The 3,153-nt window shown below is 72.6% G+C and carries 2 protein-coding genes; both read right to left on the reverse strand.

Going from position 1 to position 3,153, the window contains the following annotated elements; all coding sequences use genetic code 11:
- Positions 1-5: 5 nt before the first annotated feature.
- Positions 6-1,988, reverse strand: coding sequence for a tyrosine-type recombinase/integrase (locus M3Q23_14025; protein MDP9343177.1), 1,983 nt, complete (start codon positions 1,986-1,988; stop codon positions 6-8).
- A complete protein-coding gene (locus tag M3Q23_14030; protein MDP9343178.1) occupies positions 1,985-3,037 on the reverse strand; it encodes a tyrosine-type recombinase/integrase in 1,053 nt (350 codons plus the stop codon). Before M3Q23_14030 ends, M3Q23_14025 begins: the two co-directional genes overlap by 4 nt.
- Between the last annotated feature and the right edge of the window lie 116 nt (positions 3,038-3,153).

Consider the following 3,153-nt stretch of genomic DNA (forward strand, 5'->3'; position numbering starts at 1 on the left):
CTCGATTAACCGGCCACGGGTGCCGTGTCAAGTCCTTCCTTCGACGAAGCCAATTTCTCGAGACCTTCCAGGTGACTTTCCAAGGCCTCGGCCACCCGGCCGTGACGCTCCACCTCGCTGTCCCATCCTCGGCCGCGGGCATCCTCCCGGAGGGCATGGACATCGGCCAGCTGGTTCCTGATGGCGGGCACGAACTCCGGGGCCGGGACGAAGTTCTCGCACGTCTCGCACACGTTGGCGTAGGGACAGGCCCCGGCGCTCAGGTGCCGGGAGCAGTAGCCCGTGGCCACCCTGGTCTTGAGGAACTCCGAGGAGAGCCAGTCCACCTTGGCCGGCACCTGCGGCCTTCCGGCCGGAACGAGCGGAAGCGCCTTCCGGACCTTGCCCATGGCCGTGTCGTAGGCGGCTCGGAGGGTCGGTGAGGCGAGGGCCGCGTAGCGCAGGGTCATCTCCGCCGTGACGTGGCCGAGCAGGGCCATGAGGGCCTGCAGGCTCATGCCGGCGTTGGCGAGCTCCGTCGCATACGTGTGCCGGAGCTGATGGGGGGTCACCCTGAGCGGGCGGCCGTCCGGGCCGGTCAGGCCGGCACCCTCGGCGGCCGTGACCAGTCCCTGCCGGATGCGCCAGCCACTCAGGCGATGGCCCCGCTCGACGAACAGGAAGTCGGCGGGGCGGCCGGTGCGCGGATGCGGCCGCGCTCGTTCCTGGCCTCGCTCGCTCACCCAGGCGTCGAGGAGGGCGACCGCGGCGGGGTCCAGGGGAACGGACCGCTCGGTGCCGAGCTTTCCCAGGGGGACCCTGAGCCAGGTCCCGGCGGCCCCGTAGTCGACCACGCAGCCGAGCTCGAGGTCCAGGCACTCCCCGAGGCGGAGCCCGGCCCGCCTGAGCAAGGTGATGGCGCACCGGGCGAAGGGGTCCTTCAGGCGAGCGACCTCGGCCATGAGCGCGGCGTCCACGTCGGGAGCGAGAGCCCGGGGAAGGGGACGGGGCAGCTTGGGGACGTCGGAGGCGAACACCACCGTGCGCGGGGGCCGCTCCGACCACCCCCACAGGGCGATGTCGTCCAAGAAGTTCCGCACCGACAGCACGGCCTGGTGGGCCACGCTGGCCGAGACGACTTTGGGCCGGGCCACCCGGCCCCGCCAGTGACGGGTCCGGTTCCAGGCCAGGAAGCCCTCCACGTGGGCCCGTTCGAGCTCCCGGAGGGAGGACACCTCGGGGTGGTGCTGGGCGAGGTAGGAGCCGAACGTGAGAAGGTCCCCTGCCAGCGACTCGATCGTGGCCCGTGCGAGCACCGAGGCGCGGGTCTCCACGTAGCGGAGCATGGCCCGGCGGATCTCCGGCGCCGCCACCGGCTCCAGGCGCTCCGCCAGAGAGGCGGCCGCGTACGCGCGCCGAGGCGGCTCGTCGAACACCCCGCACTCGTAGAGAAGCACCCGCACGCTGTGCAGGCGGGAGCGGTACCCGCGCCGGGCCCACCGGGTCGCATGCGGCGAGGACGTGACGGCCGCGCCGAACCGGTCCAGATCGGCCGGGACTAGCTCGCCCATGCCTTTGCCGGTCCACGCGAGGACCAGGGGCAGGGTCTCGCGGAGCACCGCGTTCGACCAGTTCGCCGACCACCCCAGCCGCCCGGCCGCCGCCCTGGCTGCACGGAAGTCCTCGGCCCAGTACCGCTCGGCGGTCAGCCCGAACCCGCCGAGATCCTTCGCCACCAGCAGGTCGGCGTCGAGCTCGATCTGGCGGTCGCACATGGCCCAGGACAAGAGGGGCCAGGCGTTCATGCGGCGAAGGTCGCCCAGGCGAGCCTGAAGGGGACGGTCCACCCAGGCCCGGAGGTCGGGGTGCTGAGCCAGGAACGCCCGGGCGGCCCGCAGGCGGTCTCGGAGCGTCCGGTCGCTCACCCCGATCCGGTGGCAGAACCCAGCGTAGCTCTCGATCAGGCCATGATCGGCGGCGGTGGCGTGCCGGGGCACGGGGGCGGTCATGGCTCCATCACCGCCCGGGCCGCCGCGTACTCCGCGGCCAGGTGCTCGGGGGAGAGGTGGACGTACAGAGCCGTGGACTCGGGGCTGGCATGCCCCATCAGCTCCCGCAGCACGAGCAGGTCCACCCCGGCCTGGGCAAGGTCCGTGCCGTAGGTGTGGCGGAGCCGATGGGGCCGGACCCGGGTCGCCCCGGAGCGCGCCCGATGGTAGCGAAACACGCTCCGAAGGCCGGCCTCGGTGAGCGGCCGCCCGGCGGTGCGCCCCTGCAGGACCACGAAGCACTCCGGCGTCATCAGGCCCTGGGGGCGCTCGGTGCGCAGGTACGCCGCGACCTCCGCGAAGAACGCCCGGTCCACCGGGATGGTTCGCTCCCGTCCTCCCTTGCCCACCACCCGGACCCGCCCCAGGCCGAAGTCGACGTCGACCAGCCTGAGCGAGCGGACCTCGCCCGCCCGGAGGCCTCCGAGGACCATGGCCAAGGCGATGGCCCGGTCCCGATGGGTCCCGAGGTCCGCCAGGAAGGCCGACACGTCCGTCGCCTCCAAGTTCTCCGGGAGCCGCCGCGCCTGCCGGACGAGCCGGCCGTCGGCTCTTGGGCGGGACGGACCGAGGTGGCCGAGCATTCCCCGGCGCTTCGGACGGAGCCCCTGGCTCCGGCGGGCCGCGGGCACTGGGTTGTCCCCGCGCACCCCGGCCAGCACCCCGTACTGCAGCAGCCCTCGCACCGCGGCGATGCGCCGGTTCAAGGTCGCCGGCGCCGCACCTCGATGTTCGCTCAGCCGGACCACCTTCGCCCCCTGGGTGACCTTCTGGCGACCCTGCCACTCCAGGTAGTCGAAGAAGTCCGTGGGGACGAGATCCGTCAGGGACAGGCGCCGCTCATCGAGGAACCGGGCGAAGTTCAGCAAGTCGTACGCGTAGGCGCGGACGGTGGCGGCGGAGAACCCGCGTGTCCCGAGGTGGCACAGGAACCGGTTGGCCAGGGCCACGCCTTGCCCGGACCCCGCCAGGCGGTGTCCCTGGTCCGTTCGCACGACCCGAAGCTTCACCAGTCCCCTCCTCGAACCCACGTTCGACGACAGTGTGCCTCCCCCCTCTGACACTCGGTCCGAGCGCCGGATGGCGCACTCTCGCCCGGCTCTGCCGTGGCCGGTTAACCGAGATG

The organism is Actinomycetota bacterium (assembly GCA_030774015.1).
Lineage (GTDB): Bacteria > Actinomycetota > UBA4738 > UBA4738 > JACQTL01 > JALYLZ01.

Excerpts from the sequence above, each read along its gene's own strand:
- M3Q23_14025 (MDP9343177.1), bottom strand. The coding sequence starts at position 1,988 with ATGACCGCCCCCGTGCCCCGGCACGCCACCGCCGCCGATCATGGCCTG.